16 protein-coding genes and 1 tRNA gene are annotated in these 16,623 nt (G+C 55.5%); 14 read left to right on the top strand and 3 right to left on the bottom strand.

Annotated features, from left to right (window positions below):
• The first annotated feature begins 99 nt into the window (after nt 1–99).
• On the top strand, nt 100–558 hold the full coding sequence (locus EI290_RS22010; protein ID WP_125433801.1) for a hypothetical protein: 459 nt from the start codon (nt 100–102) through the stop codon (nt 556–558).
• A gap of 98 nt (nt 559–656) precedes the next feature.
• Here EI290_RS22010 and EI290_RS22005 read toward each other — a convergent pair whose 3' ends face one another.
• Nucleotides 657–2,087 carry a DEAD/DEAH box helicase gene (locus EI290_RS22005; RefSeq protein WP_125433800.1) on the bottom strand — a complete coding sequence of 477 codons (1,431 nt, stop codon included), beginning with the start codon at nt 2,085–2,087 and terminating at the stop codon, nt 657–659.
• Between the two features lie 311 nt (nt 2,088–2,398).
• On the opposite strand from EI290_RS22005, the gene EI290_RS22000 reads away from it, so the two are divergent.
• From EI290_RS22000 to EI290_RS21990, 3 genes are all read left to right on the top strand, one after another.
• Nucleotides 2,399–2,472 (top strand) — tRNA-His (locus EI290_RS22000).
• 167 nt (nt 2,473–2,639) lie between these two features.
• Nucleotides 2,640–3,572, top strand: coding sequence for a PfkB family carbohydrate kinase (locus tag EI290_RS21995; protein ID WP_125433799.1), 933 nt, complete (start codon nt 2,640–2,642; stop codon nt 3,570–3,572).
• Between the two features lie 134 nt (nt 3,573–3,706).
• Nucleotides 3,707–3,955, top strand: a complete 249-nt coding sequence (locus EI290_RS21990; protein ID WP_125433798.1) for a hypothetical protein — start codon at nt 3,707–3,709, stop codon at nt 3,953–3,955.
• Between the two features lie 107 nt (nt 3,956–4,062).
• On the opposite strand, the gene EI290_RS21985 is transcribed toward EI290_RS21990, so the two are convergent.
• Nucleotides 4,063–4,866 carry a hypothetical protein gene (locus tag EI290_RS21985; protein WP_125433797.1) on the bottom strand — a complete coding sequence of 268 codons (804 nt, stop codon included), beginning with the start codon at nt 4,864–4,866 and terminating at the stop codon, nt 4,063–4,065.
• Between the two features lie 194 nt (nt 4,867–5,060).
• Complete coding sequence (locus EI290_RS21980) at nt 5,061–6,794, bottom strand: M61 family metallopeptidase (RefSeq protein WP_125433796.1); 1,734 nt, start codon at nt 6,792–6,794, stop codon at nt 5,061–5,063.
• A gap of 442 nt (nt 6,795–7,236) precedes the next feature.
• On the opposite strand from EI290_RS21980, the gene EI290_RS23075 reads away from it, so the two are divergent.
• The 10 genes from EI290_RS23075 (at nt 7,237) to EI290_RS21930 (ending at nt 16,404) form a co-directional block, all read left to right on the top strand.
• A complete protein-coding gene (locus tag EI290_RS23075) occupies nt 7,237–7,443 on the top strand; it encodes a transposase (RefSeq protein ID WP_125433795.1) in 207 nt (68 codons plus the stop codon).
• A gap of 225 nt (nt 7,444–7,668) precedes the next feature.
• Nucleotides 7,669–7,827, top strand: coding sequence for a 50S ribosomal protein L34 (gene rpmH / locus EI290_RS21970; protein ID WP_045689549.1), 159 nt, complete (start codon nt 7,669–7,671; stop codon nt 7,825–7,827).
• Nucleotides 7,828–7,864: 37 nt separating this feature from the next.
• On the top strand, nt 7,865–8,299 hold the full coding sequence (locus EI290_RS21965; protein WP_125433794.1) for a ribonuclease P protein component: 435 nt from the start codon (nt 7,865–7,867) through the stop codon (nt 8,297–8,299).
• A 94-nt stretch (nt 8,300–8,393) separates the two neighbouring features.
• Nucleotides 8,394–10,103, top strand: coding sequence for a S41 family peptidase (locus EI290_RS21960; RefSeq protein ID WP_185817118.1), 1,710 nt, complete (start codon nt 8,394–8,396; stop codon nt 10,101–10,103).
• Between the two features lie 115 nt (nt 10,104–10,218).
• Nucleotides 10,219–10,635 carry a hypothetical protein gene (locus EI290_RS21955; RefSeq protein WP_125433793.1) on the top strand — a complete coding sequence of 139 codons (417 nt, stop codon included), beginning with the start codon at nt 10,219–10,221 and terminating at the stop codon, nt 10,633–10,635.
• 123 nt (nt 10,636–10,758) lie between these two features.
• On the top strand, nt 10,759–11,457 hold the full coding sequence (gene tsaB / locus EI290_RS21950) for a tRNA (adenosine(37)-N6)-threonylcarbamoyltransferase complex dimerization subunit type 1 TsaB (RefSeq protein ID WP_125433792.1): 699 nt from the start codon (nt 10,759–10,761) through the stop codon (nt 11,455–11,457).
• A 76-nt stretch (nt 11,458–11,533) separates the two neighbouring features.
• The gene (locus EI290_RS21945; protein ID WP_125433791.1) at nt 11,534–12,055 is read left to right on the top strand and encodes a DUF2480 family protein; all 522 of its coding nucleotides are present in this window, start codon (nt 11,534–11,536) and stop codon (nt 12,053–12,055) included.
• Nucleotides 12,056–12,209: 154 nt separating this feature from the next.
• Nucleotides 12,210–13,526 carry an APC family permease gene (locus EI290_RS21940; RefSeq protein WP_125433790.1) on the top strand — a complete coding sequence of 439 codons (1,317 nt, stop codon included), beginning with the start codon at nt 12,210–12,212 and terminating at the stop codon, nt 13,524–13,526.
• A 187-nt stretch (nt 13,527–13,713) separates the two neighbouring features.
• Nucleotides 13,714–14,994, top strand: coding sequence for a hypothetical protein (locus EI290_RS21935; protein ID WP_125433789.1), 1,281 nt, complete (start codon nt 13,714–13,716; stop codon nt 14,992–14,994).
• Between the two features lie 117 nt (nt 14,995–15,111).
• Entirely contained in the window at nt 15,112–16,404 is a 1,293-nt protein-coding gene (locus EI290_RS21930; RefSeq protein WP_125433788.1) for a serine hydrolase, read from the top strand.
• Nucleotides 16,405–16,623: the final 219 nt, after the last annotated feature.

Genomic DNA, 16,623 nt, shown 5'->3' with positions numbered 1-16,623 from the left:
CCGGAGTACACGTTCCGGATGCACGTTCTGATAGCCCAACTGAACTAACTGCCCGGCTGCGCACCTGTTATCTTCACTACCGAACCAATTCCAACATCCGTGTTACCTCAGCTGCTCAAATACGCCACCGTTTTTGCCATTGGCATGTTCAAGTTCGTGGCGGCCCCGCTGGCGGGCGTGGCGGCGGGTTTGCCCATGCCGCTGGTGTGGGGGCTTTCGGTAGCGGGCATGATGACGACGGTTATCCTGATTTCGGGGCTGGGCCGGCAGTGGGCCCTGCACATGCGTCGGAAGCGGGAGGCCAAGGGAAAGCCTTTATTCAGCCGCCGCAGCCGTACGGTGGTAGGCATTTACCGCCGCTTCGGTATGGTAGGCATTGCCTTCCTGACGCCCATTCTCTTCAGCCCGGTGGGTGGCACTGTCATTGCCACTCAACTGCACGTTCCGCGCTGGCAAATTCTGCTGCACATGGCCTGGAGTGCAGCCCTTTGGGGGTTTACCTTCACGTTACTAGCCAACAAGCTGCTGCAACTGGCCATTTTCAGCCATTATCGGTGAGTTGGTGAAGTGGTGAAATAGTGAGTGGCCGTTCTATTGGCGCGAAATGCGCTATCAGAACGGCCACTCACTATTTCACCACCTCACCACTTCACCATCTACTTGCTCCGCTTGGCGCGGGCGCGGCCCTGGGCGGCCCGGAAGGCCTTAGAAGAATGGGATGAGGCTTTGCCTTTCGAGGGATTCACCTTTTTGCCCTTTTGGCTGCGGTTGGGGCCCGCCTGAAACTCGCGGCCAGTGCGCTTGTCAATGGTTACCCCGGGCTTTATCCATTCTTTCCGCTCGTGGAAAGCGCCTTTGAAGTTGGGGTCCTCGCGTTTGCGCCGCTCATCCTTTTCCCGGTCCATGTCCTGCTGTTCGTTGAAGGACGTTTTGGCAATTTCTACCTCCGCCGGAATGGGCAGCAGCGGAATTTCCTGCCGGATTAGCTCGGCAATGCGCTCCATGTGGAACATTTCGGCCTCGTTGGCGAAGGTAATGGCGGCGCCCGTGTGCTGGGCCCGGCCCGTACGGCCAATGCGGTGCACGTAATCGTCGTATACCAGCGGCACGTCGAAGTTGATAACGTGCGACACCTGCGGCACATCGATGCCCCGGGCGGCCACATCGGTAGCTACCAAAAAGCGCACCGCCCCAGCCTTGAAGGCCTCCATAGCGTTGATGCGCATATTCTGGCCCTTGTTGCCGTGAATGGCCCGTACCTCTCCGTGGGCTTTGCGCTGCAGGAAGCTGGCTACGTTGTCGGCGTGCTCCTTGGTGCGGGTAAAAATCATGACCCGGTGAAACGTGTCCCAATCCAGAAACAGGTATTCCAGCAGGTTGATTTTGGTGAGCAGGTTGGGCACTTCGTACAGCGTCTGGCTCACCGTCTGGGCCGAAGTGGCGGCCGGCGTCACCTCAATCCGCACCGGAAACTCCAGAAACTCCTCGCTCAGCGTCGTCACCTTCTCCGGCATAGTAGCCGAGAACAGCACGTTCTGACGCTTGCGCGGAATTACCTCCAGAATGCGCCGGATCTGGGGCATAAAGCCCATGTCCATCATCTTGTCGGCCTCATCCAGCACCAGAGTTTTCAGCTCTTTCAGCACCAGGTCGCCCTTCAGATACAGCTCCATCAGGCGGCCCGGCGTGGCAATCAGGATATCCACGCCTTTCGCAATGGTTTCAATCTGGGTTTTGGGTCCCAAGCCGCCGTAAATGGCAAAAATGCGCAGGTCGGTGTATACCGCCAGCTTTTTGAGGTGCGCTTCCAGCTGCATCGCCAGCTCCCGGGTAGGAGCCAGTACCAGAGCACGTGGGTGGGTGCCTTGAGCGTACTTCACCTTCATGAGCAAGGGTAGCCCGAAAGCCGCCGTTTTGCCGGTACCGGTTTGGGCAATGCCCAGCACGTCGTGGCCGGCCAACAGTAGCGGAATGGTTTGCTGCTGCACCGGAGTGGGCTCCGTGAAGCCTGCTTCCTCCACGGCCGTCAGGAGTTGCTTGTTGAGCTTGAAATCAGCGAAAGTGAGCGGCTGCGGCGTGTCAGACATAAGGCAAAGCGTGTTGTAAACCACAAAGGTACGCGGATTATACCGGGTAAAATGCTTGTGGCTTGCGTGTTCATCCTAGCGCTTGGCTCTACAGATTGGAGTGCTGCATACTTCTGCCTAGCCGGAGGTCCTGTTGGTTGTAGCATCAAGGGCCGTAGCCTTCAGCGTAATGACTCTGGTGGCCGATGGAGTGGTATGCCCCGTTAACTGCCTGATTTCGTGCAGGGAGGCGTAGTGTCCGAAAAAAACCGTCTGATTCTTTTGCAAATCCGGGGGCGGACGCTACTTTTGTGGCTGCAATACCCAATACGGTAGGTATAGCTCAGCTGGTTAGAGCGTCGGATTGTGATTCCGAAGGTCGTGGGTTCGAGCCCCATTACTTACCCACCGTTTAGCCTACAAAAAGGTCTCTCCTCAGTGGCAGAGGCCTTTTTTGTTTTTTGCAGCCTGGAGCCGGCCCGTCTTTTCCGTGGCCGATGGAAGGATTCGGCGGCGGCTGGTGTTGCGGCCCTGTATAAGTAGAACCCTGAACCACTTTTCCCCTTTGAATCTATGAGTCTGGTTGTTATCGGCACGGTGGCCTTCGATGCCCTGGAAACGCCCTTCGGCAAAACCGACAAGATTGTTGGCGGCGCTGCTACCTACATCAGCCTGTCGGCGTCCTACTCCGTTAAGCCCGTGAAAATCGTGGCTGTAGTGGGCGACGATTTTCCGCAGTCGGATATTGTGATGCTGGGCGAGCATGGCGTAGACACTGAAGGCCTGCAGATCAAGCAGGGGGAGAAGTCGTTCTTCTGGTCGGGCAAATACTCCAACGACCTGAACTCGCGCGAAACCCTGGCCACCGAGCTCAACGTTCTGGCCGATTTCGACCCGGTGCTGCCCGATTCCTACCAGGACTGCAAGTACCTGATGTTGGGCAACCTCACCCCCCAGATTCAGCGCCTTGTGATTCAGCGCCTGGTTAATCGGCCCAAGCTGATTGTAATGGACACGATGAACTTTTGGATGGACGTGGCCCTGGATGAGCTGAAAACAACCATCGAAATGGTGGACGTGCTCAGCATCAACGACGAAGAAGCCCGTCAGTTGTCGGGACAACATTCTCTGGTGAAGGCCGCCAAGCTCATTATGGCCATGGGCCCTAAATACCTCATCATTAAGAAAGGGGAGCACGGGGCCTTGCTCTTCCACAAAAACCAGATCTTCTTCGCGCCGGCCTTGCCCCTGGAAGAAGTATTTGACCCTACCGGCGCCGGCGACACGTTTGCGGGGGGCTTTATCGGTCACCTGGCCGCTACCGACGATATCAGCTTCGAAAACATGAAGCGTGCGGTTATTCATGGGTCGGCCATGGCCTCGTTCTGCGTAGAGAAATTCGGTACGGAGCGCCTGCTTAACTTAAGCCAGGAAGAAATTGAAGCCCGCGAAAAGCAGTTTGGCGAATTAGTAGCCGTAGCCCCGGTTGCCGCTATGGCCAGCTAAGCTACTAGCCGCTTATGTAACCAGAAGCCCTGTTCAGCTATGAGCAGGGCTTTTTTATGCGCCGAATTTTATCACAACCCTGCAGGAACTGAGTGGGTAAAAGGAATATTCATCCACCCGTAAATCCCACGGCCATGAGCATTAGCAAAAAAGAATCCGACCTGACCAACGATAAGACCTCCGTAAACCCGGCTGCCAATACCAAGAAAAAAAGCACCCAGGTACAAAGTCCCAATACCATGGACGTATCGGCCCGCGGCAACACTACCGACGGCAACTCGGCTGGGGAGGGCGTGCACAACATCCGCAATAACCCTCAGGGCAACAAACCCATGTCGGTAGCCAGTGGTAAAGTAGGCAAAGGCGGCGACGCCAAACACTAGGTTTTAGGATAGAAACCTGAGACGATGAGACATGAAAAGTGAGACAGGCGGGCCGTTTGGCGAAGTCGTCTGTCTCACTTCTCATGTCTCATCGTTTCATATCACCATTACGGAACCACCTTCAAACGGACTACACGGGTATCTACGTCGCCTTTGTCGAAGAAATCCTGCTCGAATAGGATGGTTTTATTGTCGAGCCAGCGGGGCTGAGTGCAGCCCCATTCAGTTTGCCTTTCCCAGAGCAGGCGCGGGGCTTTGTCATCGAGGCTCCAGAGCTGCAGACCGCTGGGCTCAAAACGGGCCAGCACATCGGAGTTGCCGCACACAAAATGGCGGCCGTCGGGGGCTACAACCGGCGGAGCCATCAACTGCGTCCGGCGTCCACTCCGCTGGTCTACCAGCATGTAGTAGCCCCCTTCGTACAGGTGCACCGAAATTAGCCACTGATGGATGCTGGGCAGCGTGGCTAGGTATTCGTAGGCAATATTCCGCTCATCTTCTGCCGGGTTGTTTACCAGCTTTACTTCTGCGGCACCCGTGGGCCGAAGCCGCAAAGCTCGCCCCGTCCGTAGCACGCGCGACCCTGCTTTTGCCAGGCGCAGCTTTTCCTCGGAAGCAAAATCCAGGAAAGAATCTTCCTCTTCTGCTGAGGCAGGCTTGCTTAATACCCAATCAGGACTTTTTAGCTGGCTATATACCTGCCGAGCGGCCGGATAGATGTGCAAGACGCGCCCTGGCACCTGCACCAGTGTATCCAGGTGCTGCAGGCGGTAAATGCGCGGGGGCTTAGGAGGCGGCAAGGGTGGCAATGCAACACTGGGCCGAGACTTCTCGGTGGGCTGCATACGCAACGAACAGGCCGGTAGCACTACCAGCGGAAGGGCAGCAGCTACGGTACGAAACCGAAACATGGGAGGCAGAGTAGGCTTGGGTCGAAAGGCTCGTCGTTGTCGGGTGGACAGAGAACAAAAAGATAAAAGCGGGCGGAGAGTTCCGAAACAGCGGATTTTAACGGTTACAGTTTTTCTAAACTATTTCCGGCAAAGATGTTTTGCTGCATACTGCACCAGTACGGGGCACCGGCAAGATGCGGGTTGGGTGACGACTACCATTCCTGACCCATCCACTGCCGGAAGCTGGCTTGTTGCTCCGGGGTGGGAGAGGGGAGTTTTTCAATAGTTACTTTTTGCCAGAAGCGGTGTGCCGGGTCGGCGGATAGCGCCACGGTGAGCAGGCGGTTTTGCCGAAATACGGTTACTGTATGCTGGTCGGCCCCGTCGGCGAGCAGGGTATGCAGGTTCATATCCACGCGGCGGCCATTAATGGCTACTATTTCGTCGTCTACGGTCAGGGCCAGGGCTGCCGGGGCATCGGGCAGAATATCGGTTACCTCCGTCCGCTCGTTCTTCACCACCGTCCGGAACCCGTACACGCCCTCCGACACCGAGGGGTTTTCTTCGATGCGCAGACGGCAGCCCACAAAGCCCAGCACCCGGTTCAACGGTTCCTCCAGCGAAGCCGTACCGTAAATAAACTTGTCGAAATAGGCCTGCATGTCGCGCCCGGCCACTTCCTTCACTACCCGCTGGTAATCCTCCTCAGTATAGCCCAGGCCAGTTTTGCCAAACTCTTCCCAGAGGCGGCGCATCACATCATCCAGGCTGCGCTGGTGGCCCGAAAGCTGCCGCAGTGTAAGGTCGAGCAGCAGCGCCACCAACGCACCCTTGTGGTACACTGATACTTTGCGGTCGGGTACGCCGGGCTTGTAGCCATCCAGCCACAGGTCCATGCTGGCATCGGCTACCGAGAGGTGGTAGCGGCCATAGTCGTCGTAGTGCTTGCGCAGCACGGTGTTCAGCTCCTGAAAATACTGCTCGGCGGTGCGCACCCCACTGCGGGCCAGCAGGTATTCGCCGTAGTAGGTGGTAATGCCCTCGGCAATAAAGCAGGTGCGGAAGTAGTTCTCGCGGGCGTAGTCATAGGGCTGCATTTCGGCCGGCCGGATGCTCTTGATGTTCCAGGCATGAAACAGCTCGTGGCAGCTCACGCCCAGCAGCTCCTTGTACAGCCCTTCCGTCATTAGTAGCTCGGCCGGCCCCAGCACAATAACGGTAGAGTTGAGGTGCTCCACGCCGTGGTAGTGCTTGTAGGGCAGAATCTGGTTCAGAAAATGATAATCCTGGGCCGGAAACGAGCCGAATAGCGTTAATTGCTCCTCACTGAATGCCCGGAAATCCTGCACCAGCCGCCCCCAGTCTACCGGGCACTCTCCCTGTATCCAGATGTAGAAAGGCAGGCCCTGCACCTCGTAGTTGCGGTACTGCAAAGTAGGGCTGGCAATCAGCGGCGAATCGGCCAAATGGTCGAAGCTGCGGGCTTCCAGTAGGTTAGGGCCACGCTGAGGCAGGCCACAGGCTATCTGCCAGCCCTCGGGCACATCGAGCAGCAGTTGGCAGGTTTCTTCCTGTCGGCCTTCCACGTACATAAGGGCCTGCACCGGGTTCAGGTACAGCTGGGTTTCATCGAGCCAGGAGCCGCCGGCATCCATCTGGTGGGCGTAAAAGTTGTAGCGCACCCGCACCGTGCGCCCCGCCGCCCCGCGCAGCTGCCACCGGTCCTTGGTAATCTTTCGGCTCGTCAAAGCTTCCCCGGAGGCTGCATCCTCCAGCACTACATGCTGCAGCTTCTGGGCGAAGTTCTGCAGCTCATACCGCCCCGGCCGCCACGCGGGCAGCTGCAGCTCTACCGGCGCCTCCGTACCCGCAGGCACTTCAAACGTCATTTGAACTTGCAGGTAAAAGGTAAGCGGGTTCTCGAAGGAAATGTGGTAGTGAATCATAGTAGCGCATGCTTTAGCTTGCGTAGCCGTTGCACGATAAAACAGCCAGCTCAATTTGCACCCTGCTTAAATAAGCGGCAGGATCGTTCCGCTTTCAGTACCAACACATTGCGTTATCTGCTATGTTGAAGGCATAAAAACTGTTTATCGACGCAATTTACCGCATATTCTGCCGCCGAGAGCTACTATTTTTGTCACCTTTCGCCTGGCAGATTCTTTGCCGCAAGTGCCCATCGAGCGGTTACGGCAGGACAGGCAGCTGTCAGAAGCAGCATTGTTGGCAGACCCGGTACGTAGTTTGGATGAATTAAAAGATGCACGTTACCGACTCCGGCGACTCTATTTCGGCAAGTTCGACACTTTGCTGGACGGCGCTACTACCAGCCCTTTATAGCTGAAGCAACCAGAAGTTGCCACCGCAGTAGTCCGGCAATTCCAGCGCTTGGCGAAGCAAGATGTATCGGGGCATAGCTTCTGCGTGATGTCTAATCATGTGCATGCAGTAGTACAATTGCCGTTGGAGCTATCTGATAGTCTTGCTTCCCTCATGCAACAATTGAAAGGTGCCCCAGCTCGGGAAGCTAATCAGTTATTGCAGCGGTGCGGCGCATTCTGGCAGCACGAAAGCTTACGACCATATACTGCGTGATACGGTGGAGTTGCAGCGCATCAATCGGTATGTAGTTCAGAACCCGGTAAAGGCAGGGCTAGTGAGTAGCTGGGATGAATGGGCGTATAGTGGGCTGTGGGTGGAATGATGATAGGGGGATAGTATGGCGAAAATACGCAAGCTAAAGCATGCGCTACTTGCCATTTCCAATTGCACCTGTTACCTTTGCCGGCCTTACTTGTAACAGAGTCACTTACCCATACCATGAAACGTACTTTTCAGCCCTCGCAGCGCAAGCGCCGCAACAAGCACGGTTTCCGCTCGCGCATGGAAACCGCTAACGGCCGTAGCGTAATCGCTCGTCGTCGTGCCAAAGGCCGCAAGCGCCTGACCGTATCTGACGAAGGTCGTCATAAGCGCTAAGCCGCTGCCGGCGGCTGAAACGCCGCTGCCCCCGCCGATGACTATTCCTGTTGCAACGCCGGGTGCACGCTCCTACTCGTTTCCGAAAGAAGAACATCTGTGCCGAAAGAAGCTTATTGAAGCGCTTTTCGGGCAGGGTTCTTCTTTTGGTTTATATCCCTTACGAGTGGTATGGCGCCCAACTATAGCGCCCACTGCTGCCCCGCCCCAGGTACTGGTGAGTGTGAGCAAGCGTAGCTTCAAGCGCGCCGTGGACCGCAACTACCTCAAGCGCCTCATGCGCGAAGCCTATCGGCTCAATAAATATCGGCTGCTGGAAGCGCCCGGCGGGCATTCAGTGGCACAGTTAGCCATTATCTACACGGGCAAGGAAAAAAAGCCGTTGTCGGTGGTCGAAAAAAAATTAATTTCAGGGCTGGAGCGTTTGCTCACTGAAACCGGTACAACTGCTGCGGCACCTACCGGTTCTTAGGAACAAACGCACTGTGGGGTGGCTTTCTAGCAAGTACCAGAAAACCCGCCGCATGGTCTGTCGTAGGGTCTTTCAGTTGCTTTCAGCCCCTTTTATGCGCAAAAAATCTTTGGCCGTGGCTGCCCTGCTGGGCGGTGCCGGTCTGCTCGTATCCTTCCGCGCAGCTACCGACAATGAGCGGTACTTCGAAATTGCCAAAAACCTCGACATCTTCGCCACCCTGTTCAAGGAGGTGAATACCTACTACGTAGACGAGGTGCCACCAGCCAAGCTGGTGAAAACGGGCATCGACGCCATGCTCAAGTCGCTGGACCCGTACACCAACTACATTCCTGAGGACGACATTGAGGACTTCCGTACCATGACTACCGGTCAGTACGGGGGTATTGGAGCCGTGGTGGTGAAGCGCAACAACAAAACTGTGGTGCAAGCCGCCTACGAGGGCTACCCGGCCCAGAAAGCCGGCCTGCTCCCCGGCGACGAAATCCTGACCATCAACGGCGTGAACGTGGACAAGAAGTCCAACGCCGATATCAGCAAGCTACTGAAGGGCCAGGCCAACTCTCAGGTTAAGCTGATGGTGACCCGCTACGGACAGGATGCCCCGGTGGAAATTGCCATTACCCGCGACAAGATTCAGGTGGACAACGTGCCCTACTACGGCATGCTCACCCCCGAAATTGGTTACTTCCAGCTTTCGGGCTTCACGGTGGATGCCGGGAAGGAAGTGCGGCTGGCCGTGGCCAAACTTAAGGAGCAGGGAGCAAAGAAACTGGTGTTCGACATTCGGGACAACCCCGGAGGGTTGCTCAATGAGGCCGTGAATATCTCCAACCTGTTCGTGGATAAGGGCAAGGACATTGTGAGCACCAAGGGTAAGGTATCTGACTGGAATAAGACCTACAAAGCCCTCGATGCTCCCCTGGATACCCAGATTCCGATGGTGGTGATTACCTCCAACCGCTCGGCCTCGGCTTCCGAAATCGTATCGGGGGTGTTGCAGGATTATGACCGGGCCGTGCTGGTAGGGGAGCGCACGTTTGGCAAAGGCCTTGTGCAGGCCACCCGCCCGCTGAGCTATAATTCCCAACTCAAAGTCACGACGGCCAAGTACTACATTCCGAGCGGCCGCTGCATTCAGGAAATCGACTACTCGCACCGCGCCGACGATGGTACGCTGGGCAAGGTGCCCGACTCCTTGCGCACCGCCTTCAAAACCGTAGCCGGCCGCACCGTGTACGACGGCGGCGGCGTGGCCCCTGATGTGGAAGTAGTAGACCGGGAAATTGCCGACATCACGCGGGTACTGCTCCAGAAGAGCTACCTGTTCGATTACGCTACCCGTTACCGCTCGGAGCACGCTTCCATTGCCCCGGCCCGGCAGTTTAAGCTCACCGATGCCGATTACCAGAAGTTCGTTGATTACCTCAAAGGCAAGGATATCAGCTACAGCACCGACGCCGAAAAGGCCTTAGCTGAACTCACCAAAAAGGTGAAAGATGAAAAGCACTACGACGACGTGAAAACCGAGCTGGAAGCCATGCGCCGCAAGGTAACCACCAACAAAGCCAACGACCTTATGCGCTTTAAACCCGAAATCCGGGAGCTGTTAGAGCAGGAAATCGTGTCGCGCTATTACTTTCAGAAGGGTGGCATCGAGGCCAGCTTCGACGACGACCCCAATATTCTAATGGCCCAGGCCGTGCTTAATGATGCCCCGCGCTATGCTGCGCTGTTGAAACCTGGTACAGTAGAAGCTAAAACCCGCCCCGAAGCTAAGCGTACTACAGCGGGCGGCCGCTAATAAGCCATAATCCAAACAGAAAAAGCAGCCCGATATTGGGGCTGCTTTTTCTGTTTTACATAGCCTATCCTGTATGATGCTGCGAGCTAAGCATTGGTAAGTATTCCTGTTATTGATGGTGCCTCACTTTCTATCGTGGTATACTACCGATGTCACGACCGACAGATTACTTGGTTTCCTGAGCGTATTTCTGTTGGTGGCCTGGTTGGTATTGCAATCAAACGAACTACTGGCCCTACGCCCCAAGCAGGAGGGATATAGTGGTACTTGGTTGCTGATTGACGGTTTTCTGGTACTGGTTTCCTGGGGGTACAGTGTTGTCAGTGAAGACCCGGATTTTTATCTGTCTACCACGAGCTGGCATGTGAATGGCACCGGAGGCTGGCTCTTTCTCTACGTGCTATTTGCCTATCTGCACGTGCACTGGTTTCCGGCCTCGCTGCTGCAAATGGTTGAGAAGGGCCAGCGGCCCGATACTCGCAAAACTGTGATGTGGTTTCTGCTGTATTTTTTCTGGCCGTTTGGGGTGTAGTTCATTCAACCTCGCCTAATAAGCTGCTGGAAGAAGCAGAGTGGGAGAAAAAAGCTCTAGAGGAGTTGGGCACAGAAAAACAAGTATAATAAAGCTTACTGCCGTTGGCCGTACCTTTGCCCTATGTCCAAGTTGCTGCTTTCCCTCGAAACCTCGTCGCCGGTGTGCTCGGTGGCGTTGCACCATCTCGAAACGGGCCGGCTGGTCGGCCAGACGGAGCTGCGGCTGGAAAAATCCCACTCCTCCCACCTGAGCCTGCTCATCAGCCAACTGCTGGAAAATACATTGCATACGTTGCAGGACGTGGCAGTAGTGGCCGTATCGGACGGGCCGGGCTCTTACACAGGGCTGCGCATTGGGGCGGCGGCGGCTAAAGGGCTGTGCTACGCGCTGGATATTCCGCTACTGGCTATTAGCACCTTGCAAAGCCTGGCCCACCAGGTAGCTGCCGGTACGGCCCGGCCCGAGCAGTACCTGTATTGCCCCATGCTGGATGCCCGCCGGATGGAAGTGTACGCCGGCGTGTACCAGGCCGATGGCACAGAAGTACTGGCCCCCACACCGTTGCTGCTGGACGAAACCTCCCTGGCCGAACAATTGGCCGGGTACCAGTTGTTATGTTTTGGAAGTGGGGCAGCCAAGTTCCAACCGTTGGTAGCCAACAACTCCCAAGCTGGCTTCCTGTACGGCATCGAGCCCTCGGCTGTGGCAGTAGGTGCCCTGGCACTTGGTGCCTACCGTCGTCAGGAATTCCGGAGCGTGGCCTACTACGAGCCGTTTTACCTGAAAGAGGTGTACACAACCACCCCGAAAAATAATTGATTGTACCTGGTGCGCAGCGCTTAGGGAATTCAAGCATACTAAGTCCGATGCCCCAGGCATCAAGCTTTACATCATCATGGAAGACTTTGTAAACCGGGTAGCCAATTCCGGCCTTGTCACCTTCAACCTGGAAGACTTCATCCACCCGGGCGAGCGGGTGGTGTATGATATCAAGGATAACCTGTTCCACGGGCTCATGCTGCGCGAAAAGGACTTCCGCGAATTCATCAAAACCCACGACTGGACGCAGTACGACGGCCAGAATGTGGCCATCATCTGCTCCACAGATGCCATTGTGCCTACGTGGGCCTATATGCTGCTGGCTAGCAAGCTCCAGAACCACGCTCACCGCTACGTGTTTGGCAACCTGGAGGCGCTGGAGCAGGAGCTCTTTCAGGAGGCAATTAGCACTCTGGAAGTGGAGCAGTACCGCGACGCCAAGGTTGTTGTGAAGGGGTGCGGTGAGAAGCCCGTTCCTACCTATGCATATGTGGCCATTATGCAGAAGCTGCTGCCGGTAGCTGCCAGCATTATGTACGGGGAGCCATGCAGCACAGTACCCTTGTACAAGCGCCCGAAGGAAAAGGTCAGCGCGTAAGAGTTGTAAGACCAGCCACCAAACAGGCCCGCCGGTGCTACCGGCGGGCCTGTTTGCGTAACGGCGCCACGCTTTGCTACGCCCTACATTGTGCCATTCCGAACACCGCCTACCGGCCGGAATGTGCATCTTTGGCTGGTAAATCCTTTTCTGCATGCCCCAATCAACGGCCTCTCCCTATAAAATAAGCGTACTGACCGGCATTGCCATTGTGGTAGCCAACATGGTTGGTACTGGTGTTTTTACCAGTCTGGGGTTTCAGGTAGAGAGCATTCAAGATGGATTTGCGCTGCTAATGCTATGGGTTGTGGGGGGCATTATTGCCCTGTGCGGAGCACTGTGCTACGGAGAGTTAGCCGCTGCCATGCCCCGCTCGGGTGGCGAGTACCACTACCTTTCGCGCATTTATCATCCGGCCGTAGGCTTCTTGTCAGGCTGGGTATCGGCTACGGTAGGGTTTGCGGCACCCACGGCGGCGGCGGCCTTGGCCCTGGAGCGGTACGCCAGCAGCGTGTGGCCTACTTTGCCGCCGCGGGTGCTGGCCGTGGCCGTAGTGGTGGTGCTCACGGCCGTACATGGTAGCAGCAGCAAAGCAGGTAGCAGAGTGCAAGTGTTCGTTACGGCCCTGAAAGTGCTGGTACTGCTTGGGTTTATAGGAGTTGGTATATGGCTGGGGCAGCCCCAAGCTACTACGTTTCTGCCCCAGGGCACCACCGACTGGCAGTTGCTGCTAAGCCCGGCGTTTGCTGTTTCCCTGATTTTCGTGTCGTATGCCTATTCAGGCTGGAATGCCGCGGCTTACCTCACGGGTGAGATACAAGAGCCTCAACGAAATCTGCCCCGCATCTTACTGACTGGTACTGCCATTGTATTGGCCTTGTATGTAGGCCTGAATTTCATCTTTCTGTATTCCACGCCAATTCCGCAGTTAAAAGGGCAGGTGGAAGTAGGGTTTGTAGCAGCAACTTCATTGTTCGGAGCAGCCGGAGGACGTCTGATGGGTGGGCTGATTGCGGCTTTATTGGTTTCCACCGTTAGCTCTATGATTTTCGCGGGGCCACGTATTGTACAGGCTATGGGGGAGGATATACCGGCCTTGCACTGGTTGGCCCAGCGGAGTAGGATGGGGGTACCGTTGCGCGCTACGCTGTTTCAGGCAACCCTCACCTTATTATTTGTGCTGGTGTCGTCGTTTGCGCAGGTGGTAGTATATGCCGGCTTTATTCTTAACCTGTTTACCTTCCTAACAGTGCTGGGACTGTTTGTGCTGCGCATACGCCAACCGGAGTTGCCACGGCCCTATCGGGCTTGGGGGTACCCGCTTACTCCTTTGGTATTCCTGCTACTCAATGGCTGGACGCTCTGGTTCATTGCCCGCGACAAGCCGCTGGAAACCTGCTATGGATTGCTTACCCTGGGGGTAGGTGTGCTGGTATACGGAGTAAGCCGACGGGTTACCGTTCAGAGCTAAAGCCTGCTCCATCTGTAAGGCAATCAGGCGCTGGTAAGCTGTTCTCGCATGAAGGCGCTGCCTACTCCGTCATCTACACCGCATGGCGCAGGCGTTGCGTGGCAAGCTCCGTTAGCCGGTCTGCCGATGGTAGCCGCCACCCGGGAGCTTTTCTTACCTTTCGGCCTCCCTTCACTCAATCTGTACTATGCGTTTTCCTGCTGTCCGGCTGCTACCAGTTTTGGTTGCTTTACTGGCCGCCTGTTCCGATCAACAACAAACCACAACCGAGCAGAAAGCTTCTCCATCACCGCCCGATACCACCACCGTCCGCCCGGTAAGCCCGCCCGCCGCCCGTCCCGATACGGCTGCCATTCACGATGTAGCAGCATACCTGGCCGGTTTGTCCGTTAGCCATGGCAGCGCCCTTAAAAGCCTTGCAGCGCAGCCCGCCTGGCAAGCCTATGCCACCGATCAAGCAAAGAGTTGGACCACTTATCACACCACCCGGACTGCTAAAATCGAAGCGTGGGCTACCTCTGAGTTGGATTCGGTCCGGGCTGCCAGCCCTATAATCTTTTATCCTTTCAGCGGCCCCGATTTTCTGAACGTGACTACCATGTTTCCTGCCAGCAAAACCTATGTGCTGATGGGTTTGGAGCCAGTAGGAGCGGAGCCTGATCAAGCTACGCTGGAAAACCCTAAGTTATTCCCGGCCCTGAAAGCCTCCCTGTGGTCGGTATTGAACTTCAGTTTCTTTCGTACCAACGACATGGCCGTGGAGTTGAACTCCAAAAAGCCCGATACCAACACGCTTAGCAAAGCCAATTCCATCGTGAAAACGGCCGAGCGTACCAACCAGCGCCTCAACATCGGGGGCGTGGTGCCGCTGTTGCTGCTGTTTGCCGCCCGTACCGACCATCAGGTCGAAGCTCTACGCTATGTGCAGCTCACCCCCGAAGGTCAACTCACCGCCGCCGATTCGGCCTCCGTCCAGAAGCCCAGCCTCAACGTGGTGCCCGGCGTAGAGCTGAAGCTGCGCAGCAAAACCGGCGAGGAAAAAACTGTGGTATACCTCTCTGCCGACCTTAGCGACTGGAAACTGGCCCAAACCAAGGAAGTAGCACTGAAATATGTGCGTAGTCTAGGACCACTGACTACGTATATTAAGTCGGCTACCTACCTCATGCATAAAAGTTATTTCAGCAAGGTGCGTAACCTCATCTTGGAGCGTAGCGCCTATATACTCCAGGACGACTCTGGTATTGCCATGAAATATTTTAAGCCCGCTGACTGGCAATTCACTTACTACGGTACCTACAAACGGCCCATCAACCTGTTTGCTCGGCAGTACCAACCGGCCCTCACTGCCGCCTACACCGATAAGACGAATCCTCCCCGGCCGCTGCCGTTTGGAACCGGTTACAATTGGCGTCAAAACGACTCCAACTTGTTGCTGGCTCACCGCCGTCAGCCCATACAACCTTAACGGCCATTCTGTGTGTAGAATGCCGCATTCCGGAGCCGCTTCCTACCTGGGGGCGGCTCCTATTGTGTGGAAAAATAGCAGCAAGATGGTAGCGTGGTTTTATTGTATCTTTTCTTAATGATTCGATTTGCTGCGCTGGTCGCGGCCGGAGTGTTTGGTATAGCACTTTCGCCGGTTACACCCTATGTTCAAGTATCATCAGCAACTGTTCAGGCGCCCGACAGCCCATTGCTGGATAGCCTGATTCATTCCGATAGTCGGCTTATACCTGTTGTAAACAGGGCTGGAGCCTACGAGCTACAAATCATTTACACCCAAATCAACCGCAACGCGCAATTGCAGCCGGCGTTTGTGCAGCATAGCTTTCACCTCAATGCCCGGCAGTATTTCAATCCGGCTAGCATGGTAAAGTTGCCTACCGCAGCACTAGCCCTTGAAAAGCTACAACTCCTGCAACAGCCCGGTCTCACCCGCCGCACCCCTATGCGCACTGGGGCGGCTTTCCGTTGCCAAACGCCTGCCCCCTACGTTGCCTCCCCCGATTCCGATCAGGTAAATACGGTTGGTAACTATATTAAACGCATGCTACTAGTCAGCGACAACCAAGCCTACAATCGGCTATACGAATTCCTAGGTCAACAGCAGCTCAATCAACGCTTAGTCGAATTAGGGTATCCGGAAGCTCGTATCGTTCGTCGTTTTGCCCCCTGCGATACTACTGCTAACCGCTATACCAACCCCATCGAATTCCGTGATGCGAATACAAAACAAATCGTATTTCATCAGGCCGCCGCTTATAACTCTCTGCCTTATACGTTTCCCTTAGGACCCATTTTCAAAGGCAATGCCTACCAGGCAGGTAGTCGTATTATCTCGCAGCCCTACAATTTCACTACCGCTAATTATTTACCCTTACAATCAGTAACTGATATATTAAAGAGCATCCTCTTTCCCCAAGCTACTCCAAGTACCCAACGCTTCAATCTCACAACCGATGATTATGCATTCCTGAAGTATTACCTGCACCATACTCCTCACAGTTCCGGGTATTCGCTGTACAAAACGGCTCGTTACTTCGAGGCCTATAAGAAGTACCTCTATTACGGTCGTCAACCAAGCGCCACGCTTAAATCGGGGATGCATATATATAATATAGTAGGGATGTCTCACGGCTACCTAGCAGATGTTGCCTATTTCGCCGATACAAACAATCAGGTCGAGTTCATGCTCAGTGCTGTTTTGTATGTCAATCAGGATGGTATTATAAATGATGGAGCATACGAGTACGAATCAATCGGAATGCCATTCTTAGCCGCCCTGGGCCAGGCTATCTACACCTACGAAACAAAGCGCCCCAAATCAATCAAACCTAATCTGACTCAATTCATAGAGCAAGAAACTAATCATTAAGTAAGCAGTGTTAACCCCCGCATAAACCAATAGCGCTGATTGTGTGGCAGAAAGGCAACTGAGGTGGGCCTTAAACGGATTTTTTGGGCCGTGGGTTTGGAATTCCGGGGGCAACCGGCCACCTTTGCCCTCCCAATCCGAAACGCGGAGCGGGCCGCTGCCACCCTTGGGGCCACCAGCGCGCAGTTCCTGCCGGCCTCCCGGCGCCGTTTCGCCGTC

The organism is Hymenobacter metallilatus (genome assembly GCF_003944705.1).
In the GTDB taxonomy this organism is placed as follows: Bacteria; Bacteroidota; Bacteroidia; order Cytophagales; family Hymenobacteraceae; genus Hymenobacter; species Hymenobacter metallilatus.
The sequence above is the reverse complement of the archived record's forward strand: the minus strand, read 5'-3'. Positions and strand labels throughout refer to the sequence as shown.